General features: G+C 59.3%; 1 protein-coding gene. It reads right to left on the bottom strand.

The window, feature by feature from the left end; translation table 11 throughout:
* Positions 1-54 precede the first annotated feature (54 nt).
* Positions 55-1,383, bottom strand: a complete 1,329-nt coding sequence (locus ACJH6J_RS30345; RefSeq protein WP_406805029.1) for a hypothetical protein — start codon at positions 1,381-1,383, stop codon at positions 55-57.
* Positions 1,384-1,577: the final 194 nt, after the last annotated feature.

Raw genomic sequence — 1,577 nt, 5'->3', positions numbered from 1 at the left:
GAATTCGAAGCAATCATGACCACACCGGCCAGTCAGGCCGCGTGACCGAAACTGTCACCTGATCGTGCAGCAGACCCTCGGATTACCGTCCTCGTCGAGGTCATTGGTGTCAAGGCGGTCCAGACCATCAACCCAGGTACGCATGATATGCGCGAAGGTTGTAGACGCTACGTGGGGTTTGCGGGCGTGGGCCGACATCGCCGGGAATGCGTATTCGCTGCTCCTCTCAGGGGCGTTGATCTGCGGTCGACGATCAAACCACGCCTTTAAGACGTCGGCAGTGGATTGGCCAATCGGTAACCGACGGTTTAAACGTCCCGATTTGAAGTTGTTCCAGATGAGGATCAAGCCATTTCCATCGGAGTCCAGGCAGTCCATTTTGAGAGCAAGCACCTCGACGGGGCGGCGTCCGGTGTCCCGCATGACGATGTAGGCAGTGCGATACATCTCGTGCACGTCCTCGTCATTCATCCCGGCGCGGTGGGTGTGCAGGTGACGATAGGGAGCCTGCGAGCGTCCCATCGAATCGGTGACGCGTGGGCGCCCAATCAAGTCGGTGTTGGCATCAAGTTGTCGTTGAATGTATTGAGGTATGGCTTTGCCGGTGTCGTCATCTTCGACGGAGTCCTGTGGCAGCTTCTTCCTGTTCGGTCGGAACGACTGAGGGAGCTCATCGAGGTAACCCAGGACGCGGCCATATTTGATGATGTCGAAGAATCTCTGATGAAGATACCGTTGATATCGAGGACTCATCAGGGCTCCGTTGACTTTGGTTAGCCGGCCGAAGCTTTCGGCGATGTGCTCTGCATCTGGCTCTCCTAGCTTGCCCATGTCGTTGCCGCAGTCGGGACGTTGACTCAGGAGCAAAGACACGGCGGCACAGGCCCGCACGACTTCGGCGACCAGCTCGGGATTGTCCTGTTTGCGTGCCCAAGTCATGGCCAATGTCCTCAGCCATGTTTGAGTGATCGGCGAGAAGTCGAGGCCGACTCGGCGACGTGTCCCGCCCGCGGGCGTGGGATCGGTTTGCATGCCAACTTCTACGAGGTCCCAGATGAGCCGGTCGGTCGGGGTGCGGCCTTCGGATCTGTCGCGGCTTACGCGCAAAACGCGAGCGAACTCGGAGGTGTAGGCGTTGGCGTTACACGAAGAGCTCTGCGAAATGAAATTCTGCACCTCGGTTTCACTCATCGTTGACAGACTGGGCATCGTGATCAAACGCCCGACCGACTGTCGTACAGCGCTGGGGTCGATTTTGGCGCCGCGGTTGTCACGTTGCTGAAGGGCATACAACACCTCCCACCGCAGCCTCTCGCCGAGGTGGCTTAGCGAGAATTGATGATCCGACTGCCAGATCGGTGCGTTCTGCGCCCATTCGGCCACGGGAACCCTTGGCTCGCACCTGTAATAGCGCTTCACATGCATCTCGCAGAGGCCCCATTTCCGAACTTGGGTCTCGCGCGGGCACGTTGGGACGACGCAGCCACCGATATCGCTCAGGGCTAAGTCCCCTGGGGTGGTGGGAATTCGGGGACGGGGCTGAGGTGGGCGGAGATGTTCAGGCCGTGTCGGTGCCG

Source organism: Mycobacterium sp. SMC-18 (genome assembly GCF_045310895.1).
Classification (GTDB): domain Bacteria; phylum Actinomycetota; class Actinomycetes; order Mycobacteriales; family Mycobacteriaceae; genus Mycobacterium.
The sequence above is the reverse complement of the archived record's forward strand: the minus strand, read 5'-3'. Positions and strand labels throughout refer to the sequence as shown.